The 17897-nt window shown below is 71.4% G+C and carries 17 protein-coding genes; 3 read left to right on the forward strand and 14 right to left on the reverse strand.

The features are described 5' to 3' along the window. Nucleotides 1–18: 18 nt before the first annotated feature. On the forward strand, nucleotides 19–2484 hold the full coding sequence (locus ABT232_RS30255; protein ID WP_351845657.1) for a SpoIIE family protein phosphatase: 2466 nt from the start codon (nucleotides 19–21) through the stop codon (nucleotides 2482–2484). Nucleotides 2485–2499: 15 nt separating this feature from the next. On the opposite strand, the gene ABT232_RS30260 is transcribed toward ABT232_RS30255, so the two are convergent. The 13 genes from ABT232_RS30260 to ABT232_RS30320 all read right to left on the reverse strand — a co-directional run bounded on the left by ABT232_RS30260 (nucleotide 2500) and on the right by ABT232_RS30320 (nucleotide 14372). After that, complete coding sequence (locus tag ABT232_RS30260; protein WP_351845659.1) at nucleotides 2500–3660, reverse strand: HupE/UreJ family protein; 1161 nt, start codon at nucleotides 3658–3660, stop codon at nucleotides 2500–2502. A gap of 222 nt (nucleotides 3661–3882) precedes the next feature. After that, nucleotides 3883–7896, reverse strand: a complete 4014-nt coding sequence (locus tag ABT232_RS30265; protein ID WP_351845661.1) for a metallophosphoesterase — start codon at nucleotides 7894–7896, stop codon at nucleotides 3883–3885. A gap of 279 nt (nucleotides 7897–8175) precedes the next feature. Further along, the gene (locus ABT232_RS30270) at nucleotides 8176–8349 is read right to left on the reverse strand and encodes a CsbD family protein (RefSeq protein ID WP_351845663.1); all 174 of its coding nucleotides are present in this window, start codon (nucleotides 8347–8349) and stop codon (nucleotides 8176–8178) included. 137 nt (nucleotides 8350–8486) lie between these two features. Then, entirely contained in the window at nucleotides 8487–8846 is a 360-nt protein-coding gene (locus tag ABT232_RS30275) for a gas vesicle protein K (protein ID WP_351845744.1), read from the reverse strand. Nucleotides 8847–8961: 115 nt separating this feature from the next. Next, the gene (locus ABT232_RS30280; protein WP_351845665.1) at nucleotides 8962–9222 is read right to left on the reverse strand and encodes a gas vesicle protein; all 261 of its coding nucleotides are present in this window, start codon (nucleotides 9220–9222) and stop codon (nucleotides 8962–8964) included. Between the two features lie 13 nt (nucleotides 9223–9235). After that, nucleotides 9236–10057 (reverse strand): GvpL/GvpF family gas vesicle protein, encoded by an 822-nt coding sequence (locus ABT232_RS30285; protein ID WP_351845667.1) that lies wholly within the window; start codon nucleotides 10055–10057, stop codon nucleotides 9236–9238. A gap of 4 nt (nucleotides 10058–10061) precedes the next feature. Beyond that, complete coding sequence (gene gvpJ, locus ABT232_RS30290) at nucleotides 10062–10550, reverse strand: gas vesicle protein GvpJ (RefSeq protein ID WP_450871600.1); 489 nt, start codon at nucleotides 10548–10550, stop codon at nucleotides 10062–10064. A gap of 48 nt (nucleotides 10551–10598) precedes the next feature. Beyond that, nucleotides 10599–11858 carry an SRPBCC family protein gene (locus ABT232_RS30295; RefSeq protein ID WP_351845669.1) on the reverse strand — a complete coding sequence of 420 codons (1260 nt, stop codon included), beginning with the start codon at nucleotides 11856–11858 and terminating at the stop codon, nucleotides 10599–10601. Beyond that, nucleotides 11851–12543, reverse strand: a complete 693-nt coding sequence (locus ABT232_RS30300; RefSeq protein ID WP_351845671.1) for an ABC transporter substrate-binding protein — start codon at nucleotides 12541–12543, stop codon at nucleotides 11851–11853. Before ABT232_RS30300 ends, ABT232_RS30295 begins: the two co-directional genes overlap by 8 nt. 64 nt (nucleotides 12544–12607) lie before the next feature. After that, complete coding sequence (locus tag ABT232_RS30305) at nucleotides 12608–12871, reverse strand: gas vesicle protein GvpG (RefSeq protein ID WP_351845673.1); 264 nt, start codon at nucleotides 12869–12871, stop codon at nucleotides 12608–12610. Between the two features lie 37 nt (nucleotides 12872–12908). Beyond that, on the reverse strand, nucleotides 12909–13619 hold the full coding sequence (locus tag ABT232_RS30310) for a GvpL/GvpF family gas vesicle protein (RefSeq protein WP_351845675.1): 711 nt from the start codon (nucleotides 13617–13619) through the stop codon (nucleotides 12909–12911). Nucleotides 13620–13621: 2 nt separating this feature from the next. Then, nucleotides 13622–14065 (reverse strand): gas vesicle protein GvpJ, encoded by a 444-nt coding sequence (gene gvpJ / locus ABT232_RS30315; protein ID WP_450871608.1) that lies wholly within the window; start codon nucleotides 14063–14065, stop codon nucleotides 13622–13624. Nucleotides 14066–14129: 64 nt separating this feature from the next. Further along, complete coding sequence (locus tag ABT232_RS30320) at nucleotides 14130–14372, reverse strand: gas vesicle protein GvpO (RefSeq protein ID WP_351845677.1); 243 nt, start codon at nucleotides 14370–14372, stop codon at nucleotides 14130–14132. Between the two features lie 437 nt (nucleotides 14373–14809). Here ABT232_RS30320 and ABT232_RS30325 point away from each other — a divergent pair, with 437 nt between their 5' ends. Continuing rightward, nucleotides 14810–16237, forward strand: a complete 1428-nt coding sequence (locus tag ABT232_RS30325) for a tetratricopeptide repeat protein (RefSeq protein WP_351845679.1) — start codon at nucleotides 14810–14812, stop codon at nucleotides 16235–16237. Nucleotides 16238–16268: 31 nt separating this feature from the next. On the opposite strand, the gene ABT232_RS30330 is transcribed toward ABT232_RS30325, so the two are convergent. Further along, nucleotides 16269–17267 (reverse strand): urea transporter, encoded by a 999-nt coding sequence (locus ABT232_RS30330; protein ID WP_351845681.1) that lies wholly within the window; start codon nucleotides 17265–17267, stop codon nucleotides 16269–16271. Between the two features lie 249 nt (nucleotides 17268–17516). Here ABT232_RS30330 and ABT232_RS30335 point away from each other — a divergent pair, with 249 nt between their 5' ends. Continuing rightward, nucleotides 17517–17729: a hypothetical protein gene (locus ABT232_RS30335; RefSeq protein ID WP_351845683.1), complete on the forward strand. Its 213-nt coding sequence runs from the start codon at nucleotides 17517–17519 to the stop codon at nucleotides 17727–17729. Nucleotides 17730–17897: the final 168 nt, after the last annotated feature.

Consider the following 17897-nt stretch of genomic DNA (forward strand, 5'->3'; position numbering starts at 1 on the left):
GTGTGAAGGACGGGACCCATGGATTCAGTGCGAAGGGCTTCTGACCCGCCCGCCTCCGCGGCGCCGCGCGATCTCCTCGACGCGTCCACCGACGCGGCCGCCGTGCTGTCCGCCCGGGGCGCCGTGGTCGGCTGGACCCGGGGTGCCGAGGAACTGCTCGGCCACTCCGCCTCCGAGGTCGTCGGCGGCTCCGCCGCGCGGCTGGTGGCGATGCCCGGCGATCCCGTGCGGGTGAGCAGGATCGCCGAACGGTGCCGGCAGGGCATGGGATGGAACGGCCAGATCCCCGTGCGGCACCGGGACGGCCGCTGCGTCGAGGTGGACCTGCGGGTGTCCGCGTCCTTCCGGATCGGCGACGAGGAGTGCTTCCTGGTGTCGGCGCGGGAGCGGGACCGGCAGTGGAGCGGCGTGGGCCGGTCCGTCCTCGACGGGTTCCTGACCCGCTCGCCCGTCGGCATGGCGGTGATGGACCGGCAACTGCGCTACGTATGGCTGAACGACACCCTGGAGCGGCTGGGCGGGGTGCCCCGTGAGCAGCGGCTCGGGCGCCGGCTGAGCGAACTGCTGCCCGGCCTCCAGACGGACGCCATCGAAGGGCTGATGCGCAAGGTCGTGGAGACCGGCGTGCCCGTCAGCGACTACGAGTACGTGGGCTGGAGCTGGGCCGACCCGCACCGCCAGCACGCCTACTCCACCTCGTTCTTCCCGCTGGTGAACGAGGACGACGAGGTCACCGGTGTCTGCTACATGGTCCTGGACGTCACCGAGCGGTGGAACACCCGCCAGCTGCTGTCGCTGGTCAACGAGGCCGGGACCTGCATCGGACGGACCCTGGACGTGATGCGCACCGCGCAGGAGGTCGCCGAGTTCTCCGTGCCCCGCTTCGCCGACTTCGTCGTCGTCGACCTCCTGGAGCCGGTGCTGAGCACCGCGGGGCACGGCACGTGGCTGACCGACGCGGGACCGGCGTCCGCGGCGCCGGTGATGCGCCGCGCCGGGATGAGCTCGGTGCGGGAGGGCTGCCCGGAGGCCGTGGCGCGGATCGGGGACCGGGTGGAGTTCTTCCTGCCCCTGCCACAGGACACGCGCATGCTCCTCAGCGGCGAGCCGGTGCTGATACCGGTGCTCGACCCCTATGACGAACCGTGGGCCACCGAACAGCCCGAGCGGGCGGCCCGCATGCGTGAGTTCGGACTGCACTCGCTCATCTCCGTGCCGATGCGCGCCCGCAACACCGTCCTCGGGCTGACCACCTTCGTGCGGTCGCTCAACCCCGCCTCCTTCCAGCCCGACGACGTCCTGGTGGCCCGCGAACTCGTCGCACGGGCGGCGCTCTGCGTCGACAACGCCCGCCGCTACACCCGCGAGCACACGGCGGCGGTCACCCTCCAGCGCAGCCTGCTGCCCCACGCGCTCAGCGGCGGCACCGCACTGGAGGTGGCCTCCCACTACCTGCCCGCGGACGCGACGGGCGGGGTCGGCGGCGACTGGTTCGACGTGATCCCGCTGTCCGGCGCCCGCGTGGGCCTCGTGGTCGGCGACGTGGTCGGCCACGGCATCACCGCGGCGGCCGCCATGGGCCGGCTGCGCACCGCGGTCCAGACCCTCGCCGACATGGAGATGCCGCCCGACGACCTGCTGGCCCATCTCGACGACCTGGTGCTCCGGCTGAGCGAGGAGAAGAGCACCGACGAGGCGGCCGACAGCGCGGCCTCCTTCCTCGGTGCGACCTGCCTGTACGCCGTCTACGACCCGGTCGGCGGGCGCTGTGTCATGGCCCGCGCCGGTCACCCGCCGCCCGTCGTCGTCACACCGGACGGCCGTGTCGACTTCCCCGCGCCGCCCGCCGGACCTCCGCTCGGCCTGGGAGGCATCGGCTTCGAGACCGGTGAGATCGAACTGCCCGCGAACAGCCTGCTCGGTCTCTACACCGACGGCCTGATCGTGGGCGCCGACCGCGACATGGAACAGGGCATGGCCCGCCTCGGCGAGATCCTCGCGCGGACCGGAGCCGATCTCGACCTGCTGTGCGAGTCCGCGGTGCGCCGGCTCGTACCCGTGCCCCGGTCCGACGACATCGCCCTCCTGCTGGCACGCACCCATGTCCTGGGCGACGACGAGGTCGTGTCGTGGGACGTGCCCGCGGAGCCCGCCGCCGTCGGTGAGGTGCGCGCCCTGGCGGCCCGCCAGGTGGCGGCCTGGGGCTTCGAGGAGCTGGCCATGACGACGGAACTCCTCGTCAGCGAACTCGTCACCAACGCCATCCGCTACGCCGAACCGCCCATCCGCCTACGACTGCTCCGCGACGTCCGCCTGACCTGCGAGGTCTTCGACGGCAGCAGCACCGCCCCACGGCTGCGGCACGCCCGCAGCACGGACGAGGGCGGCCGGGGCCTCTTCCTGGTGGCCCAGCTCGCCCACCGCTGGGGAGCCCGCTACACCCCCGAGGGAAAGATCATCTGGGCGGAGCAGGAGATCCCGTGAGCGGGGTGGCCGGTGTCACGCCGCGAGGGCGACCCGGTCCCAGAACCAGTACAGGCTGACGGCCACCACGGGCGCGGTCAGCACCGGCAGCGCCCAGCGGTGCGCGGGCGTCCGGCGGACCAGCGCCAGCAGCGGGTACACCACGGCGACGACGCCCAACTGAGCCGCCTCGACACCCACGTTGAAGCTGAGCAGCGACAGCAGCAGCTCCCAGGACCAGCCCTCGTCGATGCCGAGCGCACCGGCGAAGCCGAGTCCATGGACGAGCCCGAACACGAACACGACCGCTACCGTCAGCCACCGGCGGCCGGTGTCCTCGCGGTTCCGCGGCAGCACACCGGCCACGGCCACGACGGCGATGGAGGCCGCGATCACCGGCTCCACCACCGCGCCCGGCACGGTCACCACACCCGTCGCCGCGAGCAGGAAGGTCACGCTGTGCGCGGCGGTGAAGGCGGTCACCGTCAGCACCACGTCGCGCAGCCGCCGGGCGGCGATCAGCAGCGACAGCAGGAACAGGACATGGTCCAGGCCGAACAGCAGATGCTCCCCGCCGAGCACGAAGAACTCCGCCATCTGCCGGGCCTCCTGATGCCCACCGGTCTCCAGGGTGGGTTCGGCGACGGTCAGCACCTGGGAGCCGCGGTGTCCGCCGAGGTCGTAGTGGACGATCGTGCGGGTGCCGTGCACGAAGGTCTCGGCGTCGGGGAACAGCGCGCTGGAGACGGTGTACGTGCCGCCGCCGTCCCCCGTGCCCGGACAGTCGTAGCCGATCGTGAGGACGGCGTACGACCGGGAGCCACGGGCGCGGACGTCGGCGTCACCGGTGCCGCGGCGGGGGGTGCAGGGCGTGCCGTCGAGGGTGACGGCGAACCGGTCGGTGACGTAGTCGTGCACCGCTTCCGCGTTGGCCGCGAGCTGGCGCAACTGCTCGGCGCGCCCCTTCGCGTCGTAGGCCTCGGCGTACAGCCAGGCCGACTTCATCAGCAGGTCGTACTCGAGGTCGAGGGTCGCCCGGACGTCGTCGCCGGTGCCGGTGACCTCGGCGTACGCGGTGGAGGTGGCGTCGTGCGCGGCGGCCGGTGACGACAGGGCGAGCGGGGAGAGCAGCAGAGCGGCGAGCGCGGTAAGGAGCGCGGCGCACCACCTCGGCACCCGGGCGGGCAGCAGGGACATGGAGGGCTCTCGGTCGGGAGGACGGGGGAGAGGCTTCGAGGACGGCCGACGGCCCGCCGCCCCGGTCGGGGAACCGGGGCGGCGGGCACGGTGTGCCGGTCGTGCGACGTTGCAGTCGTGCAGTCGTGCAGTCGTGCAGTCGTGCAGTCGTGCAGTCGTGCGGTGGTGCGACGTTGCAGTCGTGCGGTGGTGCGGTGGTTCAGGCGGGTGTCGCCCGCGCTGTCACCGTCCGGTGGACGCGAACCACTCGTAGCCGGGTGTGTCCGGGTCCAAGGTGCCGGGCCGGCCGTGGGCGTCCTTGGTGACGAAGACGCTCGGCTCCGAGGCGGTCACCCCGCCGCCCGCCGAGCGCGCGGTGACGAACCACGCGTGCGTCGAGCCGGGCCGGAGGCCCTTCCACGTCACCGAGGCGACCTCGCCGGAGCCGACCGTGGTGCGGCCGATGACGGCCACGGAGTTGTAGAGCGCCAGCGAGTCGGTCTCCAGGGTGGTGGTGCGGGTGTCGAGGTCGACCGGCAGGATCATGTTGTCCTCGGTACCGTCGTAGCGGTGGTCTGTGTCGTACTCGGTGGCGCCGAACTCGTCGAGCAGCGGCGAGTAGGTGTCGACGATCAGCTCGGAGCGGTCCACGTCGAACTGGAGCATCCTGAAGAAGCTGGCGCCGAACCGGAGTCGGTCGTCGGGCTGGTAGCCGCCGATCTCGGTGAGTCCGAGGCGGTCCGCCGACACCGTGTAGAACTGGTAGTCCGCGAGCAGTTCGACCACGTCGTGCTCGATCTCGCCGACCCTCGGCTTCACGTTGGTGCCCACGCCGTGCTCATGACCGGCGAGGATCAGGAACACGTTCGGGTTGTCCTGGACCACTGTCTTGTACAGCATCGACCCGTCGGGTGCGGAGAATCCGGCGCCGCGTCCGTCGGGGCTGCCGCTCGGCGCGAGGTAGTCGTGCGAGAGCAGGATGCCGTTGCGGTCGGGGAAGCGCTCGAACACCGAGTCGGCCCACTCGGCCTCCTCGCGTGTCACCCCGTACGACAGGCCGACCACCACGAAGTCCGTACCGCCCGCGGAGAACAGGTCGTAGTGGTTCTGGTTGTCTCCCTCGCGCCACGGCCCGCCGTACTCGGCGTGCTCCCAGCCCTCGGACAGCGCCGCGTAACGGTCCGGCCCGTAGTACTGGTTGTAGAGCGCGTCGGGGCCGTTCTCGGTGCCGGACTGGTTGTCGTGGTTGCCGGCGATGACACCGTTCGGCACGCCCGCCTCGTCCAGGATCCGCTGCTGCGCGGAGGACAGCTCCATCTCGCCCACGATCTGCTGCCGGGTGGCCTCGTCGGCGGGCTTGCGGATGTTGTTCTCGATGATGTCGCCGGTGTGCGCGACATAGGCGATCTTCCGCTCGTCCTTGTGGTCGGCGACCCAGCGGGTGATGTCGCCGTACGCCTTCGCCCAGACCGCTCGTTCGGCGGCGGTCTCCTGCTCCACCGCGCCCTCGGTGAGGTACTGCGTGTCGGTGAAGTGGACCATCGAGAAGTCGTAGGAGCCGGGGTCGGCGAAGGAGTCCGGGTCCCCGGCGTCGATGTCGTCGGCGAACGGGTCCTCACCGGTCACCATGACGTGGACCTGCTGGCGGTCGATGTAGCCGCGGTCCAGGACCGTGGTCAGCACCGTCTCGCCCTCGGCGGCGCCGCGGGCGCTGGTGACGACGTCCCACTGGTCGGTGCGCTTGTTCCACACCCGCAGCGAGGCCAGCCGCTCGGGGTCGATGACACCCTCCCAGCGCAGCACCGGCGCGTCGACATGACCCTTCACCTGGACATCGAAGCGCTGGAAGGTGACATCGGCGGAGGCGGGCGCGGCGAGCGTCCGGCCGTCGGCGGGGGCCAGACCGGCGGCCTTGACCTTCTTCTCGCCCTTCACCTTGAGCGTGGTCGGGACGGCCGTGGCCGTGCCCTGGTACACCTGGCCCGGGGTGAGGATCTCGGCCTCGGAGAACGTGGCGGTCACCTTGCCGCCGTCGGGCTCGGCGACCTTCGCCGACAGCCGGACGTCGCGGCCGGCGTCGGTGGTGCCGGACGCGGGCGTCAACTGGGCGGGGGTGTCGGGGATGCCGGCGGAGGTGAACTCGATCCGGCGGGTACCGGTGTTGCCGAGACCGTCGGTGGCGGTCACGGACAAGGTGTGCGGACCGGCGGACAGGCCCGGACCGACCGGTGTGCCGGCCTCCACCGCCTTGCCGTCGAGCTCGATGTCCGGGCCGCTCACCACCCCGGACGGGTCCTCCGTGCGCACGCCGAGCACGACCGAGGCGGTGAGCCGCTGACCGGGCTCGGGTGTGCTGCTCGCCACCGCGGGCGCCGAGTTGTCGGTGACCAGGACACGGGTCGCGGTCCGGCCGGACGTCGACGTGGCGGCCAGCGTGTGCCGGCCGTCCGCGATCTTCGTGGTGTCGAGGTCGGCGCGGACGCCCTCGGCCTCACCGGTCACGAAGAACTCCAGGTCGACCTCGGTCAGCGGGTTCACGTTGTCCCCGCAGTTGCCGTCGCCGAAGCTGTAGGAGCCCTTGACCATGCGCGGCTCGGCGGTGGCACCGGCGGACGTCAGCGTGATCCCGGACAGCGCGAAGTCGTCCCGGTTGTCGCCGCAGGAGCCGGCCAGGGTGCCGGTGACGACGTCGAGGGTGTTCCAGCCGGGCACCAGCCACTCGTTGGGGAAGGTCAGGTCGACGTGCTGACTGACGTAGTCCGTCTCCAGCTCGACCGGCCGGCCGTTCACCAGGACGTGGTTCTGGTAGCGCGCCTCGATCGAGTTGCCGCCCACGGTGAAGCCGAGGGTGGCGGTGCCGGAGCCGAGGGTGTCGGTGACCGCGACGGCCGGTGCGTCGATCGTGTAGCGCAGTTCGGCCTCGGGCAGCCGGTTCCCGTCGTTGCCGCAGGCGCCGTCGCCCATCGCGTAGGAGTCGGCGATGTCCTTGCCGGTGACCGTGGCGCCGTCGAGCGCGAGGGTGAGGCGGGCGAGGTCGAAGTCGTCGCGGTTGTTGCCGCAGCTCTCCTTGTACGGGCCGGCCACCACCTCGATGGTGTTGTCGCCGGGCACCAGATACCGCGCGGGCACCGCGATGTCGACCCGCTGGCTCACCCAGGTGCCGCCCAGGTCGATCCGCTTGCCGTTGACCAGCAGATGACTGTCGTACTTGTCGTCCAGCGAGTTCGCGCCGACATCGAAGGAGAACGTGGCCGCGCCGTTGCCCAACTGCGGCAGCGTGACCGGCTTCTCGCCGTCCACGGTCAGTGCGTCCACCTCGCCGTCGGAGCCCACCGGGAAACCGGCGAACACCGGCTGCGGTCCCTTCACCAGCGTGCCGTCCTGCGGCAGCAGCCGGGGCGCGCCCGCCGGGGCGTTGTTCACCGTCACCTTGTTGGTGACGGTCTTGCCCGACCTGGTGGTCGCCGTGAGGGTGTGCTCGCCGTTGGACAGTTTCGTGGTGTCCAGATCGGTCCGCAGACCGGTGGTGCCCTGCGGCTCCCCGAGGACGAAGAAGCTCAGCGTCGCCTCTGTCAGCAGCGAGGGGTTGGAGCCGCAGCTGCCGTCGCCGAAGGAGTACGTGTACGCGTTCTCCTCGCCGTCCGCGACCTCGCCGAGCAGGGACAGCTCGATGTCGGACAGCACGAAGTCGTCGTAGTTGGTGCCGCACGAGGACTCGACCGTGCCGGCGAGGATCTCGATCGTGTTCTCGCCCTTCACCAGGTACTGGTTGGGGATCTCGATCGTCGCCCGCTGGTTGACCAGGTCACCGAGGTCGACCCGGTACTCGCCGTTGACCCGGATGTGGTTGCGGTAGCGGGCCTCGGTCGAGTTCGACCCGACATCGAAGCTGAGCCGGGACACGCCGACGGTCCGCTCCGCGGCGACGCTCTTCCCGTCGACCGCGAGCCGGGTCACGGAGTCACCGGCGAGCGTCGGCGTCGCCTCGACCGGGCGCGTCCCCTCCAGGTAGGTGCCGTCCGCGGGAGTGAGCGTCGGCAGACTGGTGGCTCCGGCCGCGTCGCCCCGTTCCTGGTCGTCGCCGGCCGCGTAGGCCTCGGTGATGTTCCCGCCGACCAGGAGCAGCGCCGCGAGGGCCGCCCCGACGAGCCTGCGCCCGCCTCCTGTGCCACGTATGCCACCTGTGACACCAGTGGCACCGCCGCCACCTTCGCCACCTGTGCCACCTGGCCGTCTTCGCCGCGCTGCTGGCCGCATGGGCAGCCGTCCTTCCCGAGTCGTCGCCGTGATGAGGGCACGTGCCGGAACACGGAACGACATGCCCATGGCAGATCTCGGGCAACCGGTGTGAACGCAGGTGAATCACACGTGAACGATGGGCTGCGCGGGGGGAGTTGGCGGCGTACGTGGCCAATCGGGTCGCGGACGTGCGTACTTGGTGCCATGCGGCCGGCGGCTGCGGGGCGGGCGCGGGCGCACGAGTAAGGCGCCTGACGCGGGTCTCGCCCGGCAGGCGCCTTGCTCGGTCTCAGTGACTCAGTGCTTCAGTGTGTCCTTCGCCTTCCGCCCGGTCTGCTTGGCATCGCCCTTGACCTGCTCCGCGCGACCCTTCATCTCCAGGCTCTCGTTGCCCGTGGCCCTGCCCATGGTCTCCTTGACCTTGCCCTTGACGGTCTGCCCGGTGTTCTTGGCTTTCTTCCCGCCGGCCATGTGACGCCTCCCGGTCGGTACGACGGCGCGGCAGCACGACCGCGACCGCGCGGTGATCTCTCACTCATGCGATTTCCCCCGATTACGTAAATTACGCACGAAATGCCGCGAAAGTCGCCGCGAGCGATCGATGCCGGTCAGGGCGGCGGCAGCAGTGGGCCTAGCGGGCCGAGGTCGAGATTGAGGTCCTCCATGGTGAGGTCGTACCGCTCGCACAGCTCGGTCATCCGGTCGTGCAGGATCATCAGCGTCAGCCCCAGCCGCTCCTCCTGGTCCTCCGAGAGGTCGCCCTTGTCGACCCGGTGCAGGGCCTGCCGTTCCATGAGCTGCCGCAGCAGTTCGACGATGGTGAGGACCAGCCGCACCAGATCGCGCTCGACCGTCTCCGGGTCCGCGTGGAGACGCCGGGCGGCACTCTGGGGCCGCTCGGCGAGAGGAGCCACGTCGTCGGCGCGGGCCGGGAGCAGCGACAGCGCTCGGCGCGCCGCCTCGGCCACCTCCCGGCGGCGATCGGCGTTCGCGGAGCCGGAGCCGGAGCCGGAGCCGGAGCCGGAGCCGGAGCCGGAGCCGAAGCCGGTGCCGGTGCCGGAGTCGGAGCCGTGGCCGCGTGGGTCAGGCCGGTCCGTCTGGCCGCTCACCGTGGTGGTCCTCCCGCTCGGGGGCGCTCTCCTGCGGCAGCACGCTGAGAGCCCACTGTTCTCCTTCGACGGCGACGATGACAGCGCGCAGGGAGACCCGCACCAGATCGATGTCGGCGATGGACAGGACGAGGTCGCCGGTCAGGACCACGCCTCCGCTCAGCAGCCGGTCCAGCAGATCGATCAGCGCCACCTGCCGCTGGGCCAGTGGGGTCTCCTCCCGCCGTGCGCTCACCGCCGCCACCCGCTCACCGGTCGTCGGCCCCGGCGGGTGCCGGGAGCACCGCGAAGGAGTACGGCGCCCAGGGCCCCGTGATCTCCACGCGTACGCCCTCCAGCCCCGCGGCCGACCGCCGCACGCGCTCCTGGAACTCTTCGGCCCGCTCCAACGGCACCAGGTAGGCGTCGTTGGCCACGTTCTCGCCCGGTACCCCTTCCACGTCGGCCAGCCGGCCCTGCTGGGGACGGTGACGTGCGCGGTCCAGGGCCAGCGCGCCCGCCTCGGCGTCGATCCGCCGTACCGCTTCGGTGGCGGCCGCCCAGGTGACCTCACGCGACGAACGCTCCCGGCGCCGGCTCCGCAGATAGGACCGGCCGGGATCGAGCGCTTCCACCGCATCGCCCCGCACCGCGGTCTCTGCCGGCGCGACGGGCGGCTGGGCGTAGACCTTCACCCCCCACTCCACCGCCCCGGTCAACCGCTCCAGGGCCGCCGTGAACGCCTCCTCGCCGCGCCGCAGCACCTCGCGGACGCGGTCGTCGTCGAGATAGACGGTCGCCAGACGCAGCGGAAGCACCGTGGTGTGCGCGGCGACGGCCTCGACGACGGCGTGGTGCGCGCGGGCCACACCTTCGAGCCAGTCCAGGTCCTCCAGGTGCGCCTTGAGCGCCGTCTCGCCGAAGTCGGCCTCGGCCACGGAGCTGACGACGGCGGCGACCCGGCCGGCGGACACCGAACGCACGGCTCCGCCGGCCACCCCGCTCACTCCGCTCACGGTGGCCGACCAGGGCGGATCCGGCGGGTCGGAGGCGCGCACCACGGCGTAGGCGTAGCTCAGCTGCGGTTCCATGGCGTCAGCTCCGCGGTTCCTCGTCCGAATCCTCCGCGGGCGGCCGCCGCTTCCGCGGCCTCGGCTCGCCGGACGCCGTACGCCGCTTCGGCTCAGGAGCCGACTCGGCGGGGCGCCGCCGCTTGGCCGGAGCGCTCTCCGGCAGCTCCGACCGCGAGCGCTCGCTGGAGAGCGCCCGCAGCTCCGCGACCTCCTCCCGCAGCCGCCGGTTCTCGTCCTCCAGCACTTCATGGGTGCCGGCCCGTGAGGACAGGTCCGGGTCGTGCTCCCACCAGTCGATCCCGATCTCCCTGGCCTTGTCGACCGAGGCGACCAGCAGCCGGAGCTTGATGGTGAGGAGTTCGATGTCGAGGAGGTTGATCCGGATGTCACCGACGATGACGATGCCCTTGTCGAGGACCCGCTCCAGGATGTCGGCGAGGTTGGCGCCCTGCGTCTGGCCGTACGGGGTCAGCCCCCGGCCGGGCGAGGAACCGGATTCGGATGGGGTCACGGCGAGATCGACCTCGTTCCGTTGCGCTCAGCGCTCAGCGCTCGACGCTCAGCGCTTGCGGGAGCGGCGGCGGGCGGGGGCAGGCTCCTCGTCGTCCGCGGTGTCCGCGGCGTCCTCGGTGTCCTCCTCCTCGTCCTCCTCCTGCTCTTCGTCGTCGTAGCGGTCCTCGGGGGCGGCCTCGTCGTCCTCGTACTCGTCCTCGTCCGTGTCGGCCTCGTCCTCGTCGGTGTCGGCCTCACCCTCGTCCTCGTCCTCGTACTCGTCCTCCGCCTGGTCCTCGTCGGCCGCGCCCTCCTGGTCCGTGCCTTCCTGGTCCGTGCCTTCCTGGTCCGTGCCTTCCTGTTCCGTGTCCTCCTGGTCCGCGCCCTCCTTGTCCTTGGGCTCCTCGCCCTCTTCGCGGGCTTCCTTCTCGGGTTCCTCCTCGTCCGGGCCGCGGGTGACCTTGGCCTCGTGGATCTCGCCGCGCCAGCTGCCGGTCGCCTCGCCGCGCATCATGACGAACGTCCGGAACGCCTTGAGGTCCAGCCGGGCGCGCCGGCCCTGGGCACGCCAGATGTTGCCCGTCTTCTCGACGAGCCCCTTGGGGAAGTACTGGAGGACGAGGAGCACCTTGGTCAGGTTGTCCCCGAGCGGGTGGAAGGTGACCACGCCCTTGGTGGTGCCCTTGGCCCCCTCGGACGTCCAGGCGATCTTCTTGTCCGGTACCTGCTCGGTGACGGTCGCCTCGAAGGCGCGGGTCGCCTTGGCGATCTTCACCTCCCAGTGGGTGGACGTGTCGTCCTTCCGGTCCACGTTGATGACGCCCTTGGCGAACCGGCTGAACTCCTGGAACTGGGTCCACTGGTCGTAGGCGACACGCACCGGGACGCCGACGTCGACGTCCTCGATGATCGCCATGCTCTTGGGTCCGCCGCTGGTTCCGCCGTGCGCCTTAAACGAGCGCTTCGCGGCACCCTTCACCGTGTCCTTCAGCGTGTCCTTCGCGTGCGAGGCGGTGCCCGACAGCCGTGAGGTGATCGCCGAGCTGAGCGCCGAGGCACCCAGGCGGCCGGTCAGGCTCTTGCCGCCCTTGCCCATGGCGTGCGCCAGGGCGCCGGGCCCGAGATGGGCGGCGCCGAGTTTGCCGGCGGCCGACCCCATCCGCTCGCCCACACCGGAGACCATCTTCTCGACCTTGGCCTCCACATAGCCTTGCAGCTCCTCCGCCAGCCGGCTGCCCGCGGGACTCTGCAACACCTGCTCACGCGTCTTCGACGCCGCGTCGCGGACCGCCGCCGAACCGCGTCCCGTGGCCTTGTCGTCAGCCATCTTCCGCCCTCCTCGAACGCTTCGACCCCGCGGGGGAAGCCTTGAGCGCCGACGACGCCAGTGACGCCGAGGTGCCCTGTGCTGCCGCCGTGCGCTTCCCGGGCGACTTCGCCTTCTTGAGCGCCTGCTCGGCGGACCGGCCGGAGGAAGTCGCGCGGCGCGGCGAGGCCTTGCGCTTCCCGCCGTCCCGGCTCGTCTCCGCTTCCTTGCCGCGGCGCCCCGTCCTGGTGTCCTCGCCGGTCTTGGTCTCCTCGTCCGCCTCGCTCTCCTCGTCGGCCTCGGCCTCGGTGTCGGTGTCGGTGTCGGGCTCGGCCTCCTCGTCGGCCTCGGTCTCCTCCTCCGTGCTCTCGGCGCTCTCCGGACGGTCCTCGTCCTCCCCTTCGTCCTCGGGGGCGCCTTCGCGCATGCGCACGGTGCGGTCGTGCAGGGCGTCGGCCAGGCGGTCGGCCTTGGCGGTCAGCACCGTCGTCGCGGCCGCCTTTCCGGCGTTGACCAGCTCGCCGCGTACCTGGTCGTTGACGTTGCTCACCAAGGGCGAGGAGGCGAGGGACTTCGCCAGTTGCCCGGGGTTGACCCGCTTTCCCGCGAGTGCCATGGCGAGCCCGACGGCGAACTTGCCCTTCTTCGTACGGCCCAGCAGATAGCCGCCGACCAGGGCTGTGCCGATCTTGGCGTTGGTCATCATGCCGTTCTCTCCTCGCCCGCCGGTCCGCTCCGCACCCTCGAGCGGGGCTGGGGAGCCGGCCGGCTCACTGTCCGCCGGTCCCGGCGTTGTTCAGCTGGTAGGCCCGGATCTCCTCGAGGCGAGCCAGCAACTGATCCTCCCGCCGGGAGAACTCTTCCTCTTCGATGTCGCCCGCGTCGCGGGCCCGTTGCAGCTTCACCAACTCCTCCTGCACGGGGGCAGGGTCGTAGTACTCCTGCTCGGCGGCCTGGACGACCTTGCCGAGCACCCAGCCGATGCCCCGGAGCGGAGCGGCGGGAAGCGCGACGATCTCTACGAGCAGTCCCACGATGCCTCCCTGCACAATGCCGACCTGCCGAAGGCCCTCAGGCGAAGCTGTACGGCGGCAGCGGACCCCGCACGCGGAGCTCGGTGCCCTCCGTCCAGCCCTCCGTCAGTTCCTCGGCGGCCTTGGTGAACTCCTCACCTCGGTCCTTGTCGACCAGGTAGGAAGCGCTGATGAAGTACTGCTGGGACGGTTCCGAGAGGCGCTCGGCGGCGGCGTGCGGCCGCAGCGCCACGGCGACGGTCTCGGCCAGGGCGGCCTGCCGTGCCTGCACCTCCTCGGCCAGCAGTTGGCCGAGTTCCAGCCGTTCCTCGTAGGTGCCACCGCCACCCCGGGTCGCCTCGTTCAACCGCCGGACGGGCTCGGACTCGGTGGCGATCTGCCGGAGCAGGGCCTCCTCGTCCTGGATTCCCTTCACGTTGAACTCCACCCGGTCGGTCAGCTCGTCCAGGCGCTGGGCGAACTGCTCGGCGCTCTCACCGATGACCGTGCGGACCGCGTCCTCGTCCGGGGCGAGGAATCCGAAGCCCAGGGGCAGGATGACGCCGTCGGCGTAGAGCCGTTCCTGTACGTCGTAGTGGGCCTGGAGTGCTTCGCGCTTCATGGAGAGCTGTTCCGGCGCCTCGCTGACGACGGCGCAGAGTGAACCCTCGCGTACCGGCCTGACCTCCGAGACCTCACCGATGCCCTGCATGCCGTCCAGGTCGAGCGGATGCGAGGCTTTGGTGATGGCGTAGACGTAGAGTGCCATCGCTAGTCCCTGTCCTCCTGCGCCGCCCGCCGCGACCGGCCGCCCTCGCCATGGGCGGTGTCCTTGCGGCGAGGCCTCTTCTCCCGTTCCTCCTCGCGTCCGCCGGTGAAGGAGTCGGTGAACGCCTCGACGGCTCCGGTCAGGGCTCCTTTGCTCTTGCCCTTGGCGCCGCTCTCGACGGTGTCGGACACGATGTCCGTCAGTTGTGTGGGGGCCTTGCGGCCGCTCTCCAGGTCGAGGCGGTTGCACGCCTCGGCGAAGCGGAGATAGGTGTCCACGCTGGCCACCACGACCCGCGCGTCGATCTTGGCGATCTCGATTCCGACCAGGCTCACCCGGACGAACGCGTCGATGACCAGGCCCCGGTCCAGGACCAGCTCCAGCACGTCGTAAAGATTTCCCGAGCCTCCGCCCGAGGCGGGCGCGCCACCGCCCTGTGGCATCACCGTCACGATCTTGTTCCCTTCGAAGAAGGGGCGGACGCCAGCCTCACGGGCGGACGCCGTCCTGCTAGCGGTCGCTACGGTCGATCTGGGCGCGCGTGTAGCGCTTCCTGCGCTCGTATCCCAGCAGTTCACCGCCGGGACCGAGCACGACCTCGTAACTGGCCATCACACTGCTGGTCTCGGGAACCCGCTCCAGCTCCATGACCTCGACCTTCGCCGTCCAGCCGTTCTCGTTGGGCTGGAGCGAGGACACGGACTCGGGGCGCCTGCCCAGCATCTCGGCGAGCTGATCGCTCGCGCGGCGCATGGCCTGCGTGGCCGAGACCCGCTTCGGCGCCGGCTCGTCCTCCGCCTCGTCGTCGTACTCGTCCTCGGTGTCGTCGGCCTCGGGGTCTTCCGACTCTTCCGACTCTTCCGGCTCGAGGTCTTCGGCCTCGTCAGGCTCGTCGTTCAGCTCAGGGTCGTCACGCGTGGCGATTCACCCCTTCAGTCCGATAAGGCGCGATTCCTCCGCTATTCCACCGTATCCCGAGGGGTCATCTTTGGCCATGAACAGTGATCGCCCGAGCTGGACCACTACGCACGGCGGGCACATGATCACGCGACGTCAGGGCGCGTGCGTGCGCATCACCTGTTCAGGGCATGTGCCCGGACGTAGCGCAACTGGCTTGATGGGACCGGGCGTCGGCGCACACGGCACCGCCCGCGTCCGGACGACGGCGTACGAGGACAAGGGGACCAGAGATGGTGACTGACCGGAACGGCCACGCCCTGTACCAGGGCACCGCGGAGGGCGTGGCCCACCTGGACCGGGCGATGGAGGCGCTGCTGTTCTTCGACCCCGCGGTGACCCCGGCCCTCGACGCCGCCCTCACGGCCGACCCCGGCTCGCCCGTCGCCCGGGCGTTCGCCGCCTACCTGGGTGTGCTCGGCACCGAGGCGTCGGACGCCGCCGCCGCCCGGCTGCGCTTCGAGGCCTTCGCCGCCGGTCTGGATCACTCGGCGCTGCCCCCGCGCGAGCGGATGCACACGGCCGCCGCCGCGGCGCTGCTCGCGGGCGATCTGCGCGAGGCGGCGAGCATCCTGGAGGAGGCGGCCCTGGCGCATCCCCGGGACACCCTCGCCCTCTTCGTCGGCCACCAGCTCGACTTCCTCACCGGTGACGCCGTGCGCCTGCGCGACAGGATCGGCGGCGCCCTGTCCGCGTGGGACCCGGCGGACCCCCACCACGGACCGCTCCTCGGGATGTACGCCTTCGGCCTGGAGGAGTCGGGACACTACCGCCGCGCCGAGGAGGCGGGCCTGGCGGCGGTCCGGCAGAACCCGAGGGACGTCTGGGCGATCCACGCCGTGGTGCACACCCGCGAGATGGAGGGCCGCTTCGCCGAGGGCGTCGCCTTCCTCGACGCGCGGACCGACGACTGGACCGGCGACAACTTCCTCACCGTGCACAACTGGTGGCACTACGCGCTGTTCGCCCTGGAAGCCGGCGACCACGACACCGCGCTGCGCGTCTACGACGCCGCCCTGCACAACGAGGCGTCCCCCGGCCTCGCCATGGAACTCCTGGACGCGGCGGCCCTGTTGTGGCGCTTCCACCTCGCCGGTATCGAGCAGGCCGACCGCTGGGACGCGCTGGCCGACGCCTGGGCCGCGCGCGAGGACCCGCCGTTCTACGTCTTCAACGACGTGCACGCCGTCATGGCGTACGCCGGAGCCGGGCGGCTCGCGCAGGCGGAGCGCCTCATCGCCGACCGGCGGCGCTGGCTGGCCCGGGCCGACGCGCGCGTCCTCACCAACCACGCGATGACCGCCGAGATCGGCCTGCCCGTCTGCGCGGCCCTTGTGGCCCAAGCGCGAGCGGACCACGCCGCCGTCGTGGAACTGCTGTGGCCGCTGCGGCGCCGGCTCCACGAGTACGGCGGGAGTCACGCCCAGCGCGACGCCGTGCAGAAGACCCTCCTGGAGTCCGCGCTGGCCGCCGGCCGGTACGACCTGGCCCGTGCCCTGATCAGCGAGCGGACCGCGGTGCGCCCGCAGAGCCCGTACAACTGGCTCGCCCAGGCCCGCCTCGCCGACGCCCTGGGTGAGGCCGCGCGGGCCGCCGTGGCCCGAGAGCGCGCCGGACGGCTGGGATGGGGCCGGGCACGGGAGACCGCCGCCCGTACCTGACCGTGTCCGTGTCGCGCGGCGCGCGGACCGGTCAGCAGGCGGTGGTGAGCGCGCCGCGCGCGACGGTCCGCGCGGCCGGCCGCTTCCCCGTCAGCCGCGGGAAGGACCGGGCGGCGAGCAGGAACCCGAGGGTCGTCAGGACGAACGGCCAGGTGAACGCGCGGCCCCCGGACGGGGCGAGCAGCGCGGCGACGGCCGGTGTCAGCGCGGTCGCCGTCGCCGCGCCCAGCAGCGCGTACAGCAGCGTGGCGGGGGTCGCCGCCAGGAACACCCCGCACAGCGCGAGCGCGACCAGGACCGCGTTGCAGCCCATCGTGCCGTCCGCGATCCGCGCGGCCGGCGCCCCGAGCGCCCAGGCGGTCAGCACGCCCGTCGCGCTGCCGCAGCAGACCACCAGCCCCGCCCGGACTCCGGCGAGGAAGACCCCGGCGAGGAGCAGCGCGCCCAGGTGCCACTGATCGAGGAAGAAGACCTGGGAGACGTTGCGGAAGAACGCCTGCCCCACCTCGGCCGGGCTGAGGGCGGTGGTGCCGGAGGCGGCGCGGGGGAGGGCCGCGAGGGTGTCGCCGTGCGGCCGGATCCGCTGGAACGCGGGCGCCGCGACGATCACCGCGCTCGCCAGCAGGCAGTACGGCAGGGTGAGTGCGGGCAGGTCCCACACGCCCAGCATCCGGGTCAGCGCCGCCGTGATCACCGTGATCACGACGCAAGCCGCGGCGGCGAGCAGTGCCGTGGACAGGCGGCCCGCTCCGAGGAACAGCGCGCAGCACAGGGCGATCAGGCAGGAGTTGAAGCCTTCGAGCCCCGGCTCCACCCGGTCCCTCGCCACCCCCAGCCACCGCGCGGTGCCGGTGCCCAGCGCGGCGCCTCCCAGGGCGTACACGCCGTACCGCCAGTCGGCGGCGAACAGCGCCAGACAGACGACCGAGCCCGCCCAGGCGTTGCCCAGGAACATCACCTGCCCGGTGCCGCGCAGCACCTGCCGCCCGAAACGCGGACCGCTCCACCCGACATCCCCGGACCGTCGCACGCCCCGCCCCCTCGCCAGACGCGTATCAGTGACACCGACCGCTCTTTGAGATTCCGCTATGTGGAAGTAAGTTTCCGTTTTATGGTAGCAGTCGCCGGAGGTGGTGGCAGGGGCGGATCGGCCATCGCATCGGCGCGCGGCCGAAAGACGCCGACGGTACGGTTGACCTGTGGTCGGACACTGACCGGCTCAGGCTTCGCCGACGGCCGAAGCGAGCTTTCCGCCTGTTCTCTCACCTAGGAGACGAACATGCCTTCCGTCACCATCCTCAGACCAGGGAGCAGGGGAGTCGACGAGGCGTCGGGACAGTTCCGGTGGACGTTCAACGCCGAAGTCGACGGACGCGTCGGGCTCATCTCGGTCTTCTCCGCGTCCCCCGTCCCCGAGAGCACCGCTGCCGAGAACGCGAAGATGTTCCTCGAGGCCGATCCCCGCAACCTCGGCGGCATCGTCTCCACCTGAGTGTTTTCGGCGATCGATTTCGGCTGGTAAACGATCGTTGAAAGGCGCAAGCGAAGCGTAGGGTGGCAGCGCGCCAGATCGCGAACCGGAGTTCCCAGGGAGCAGCTTGGTGGAGGCGTCCACTCGACTCGCCCACACGCCGAGGCGATTAGCCCCCCTCGTCGAGGC

This window comes from Streptomyces sp. NPDC001532, from assembly GCF_040298625.1.
Taxonomy (GTDB): Bacteria; Actinomycetota; Actinomycetes; order Streptomycetales; family Streptomycetaceae; genus Streptomyces.

Coding starts and splice junctions, on each gene's coding strand:
- ABT232_RS30310 (WP_351845675.1), bottom strand. CDS start 13,619: ATGGCACTCTACGTCTACGCCATCACCAAAGCCTCGCATCCGCTCGAC.
- ABT232_RS30255 (WP_351845657.1), top strand. CDS start 19: ATGGATTCAGTGCGAAGGGCTTCTGACCCGCCCGCCTCCGCGGCGCCG.
- ABT232_RS30325 (WP_351845679.1), top strand. CDS start 14,810: ATGGTGACTGACCGGAACGGCCACGCCCTGTACCAGGGCACCGCGGAG.
- ABT232_RS30335 (WP_351845683.1), top strand. CDS start 17,517: ATGCCTTCCGTCACCATCCTCAGACCAGGGAGCAGGGGAGTCGACGAG.
- ABT232_RS30295 (WP_351845669.1), bottom strand. CDS start 11,858: ATGGCTGACGACAAGGCCACGGGACGCGGTTCGGCGGCGGTCCGCGAC.
- ABT232_RS30300 (WP_351845671.1), bottom strand. CDS start 12,543: ATGATGACCAACGCCAAGATCGGCACAGCCCTGGTCGGCGGCTATCTG.
- ABT232_RS30320 (WP_351845677.1), bottom strand. CDS start 14,372: ATGCGCCGCGCGAGCGATCAGCTCGCCGAGATGCTGGGCAGGCGCCCC.
- ABT232_RS30285 (WP_351845667.1), bottom strand. CDS start 10,057: ATGGAACCGCAGCTGAGCTACGCCTACGCCGTGGTGCGCGCCTCCGAC.
- ABT232_RS30270 (WP_351845663.1), bottom strand. CDS start 8,349: ATGGCCGGCGGGAAGAAAGCCAAGAACACCGGGCAGACCGTCAAGGGC.
- ABT232_RS30260 (WP_351845659.1), bottom strand. CDS start 3,660: ATGTCCCTGCTGCCCGCCCGGGTGCCGAGGTGGTGCGCCGCGCTCCTT.
- ABT232_RS30265 (WP_351845661.1), bottom strand. CDS start 7,896: ATGCGGCCAGCAGCGCGGCGAAGACGGCCAGGTGGCACAGGTGGCGAA.